General features: G+C 77.5%; 1 pseudogene. It reads left to right on the top strand.

The features are described 5' to 3' along the window. A pseudogene (locus tag HA630_RS00865) lies at positions 1-418 on the top strand (hypothetical protein); the annotation flags it as partial.

Genomic DNA, 418 nt, shown 5'->3' with positions numbered 1-418 from the left:
ACACGCTCAAGGGGGTGGCGGGCAACCTGGGGGCCACGGCGGTGCAGGACGCGGCCCAGGCGCTGGATGTGCGCTTGCGCGCGGCGCTGGAAGGAAGGGAATCGCAAGCGGTGCAAACCTCGGCGGCTGCCCAGGAACCGGCGCCCGTGCCCGATCCGGGGCTGGCCGAGGCGCTGGCGCACCTGCGCGCCCGGCAGGACGCGCTGGTGGCCGGCTTGCGCGACTGGCTGGCCAGCGCCGGGCAGCCGCAGCCCGCGCCTGACCCGGCTGAGACCGATGGTGCAGGCGCCGCCGCGCTGCAAACCCTGCGCCAGCTGCTGGAAACCGGCGACGCCACCGCCCCGGCCTGGGCCACGGAACACGCCACGGCCCTGGCCGCGGCCCTGGGGCCGCGCCACGCCGCGCTGCGCCAGGCACT

This window comes from Aquabacterium sp. A08 (assembly GCF_011742065.1).
The sequence above is the reverse complement of the archived record's forward strand: the minus strand, read 5'-3'. Positions and strand labels throughout refer to the sequence as shown.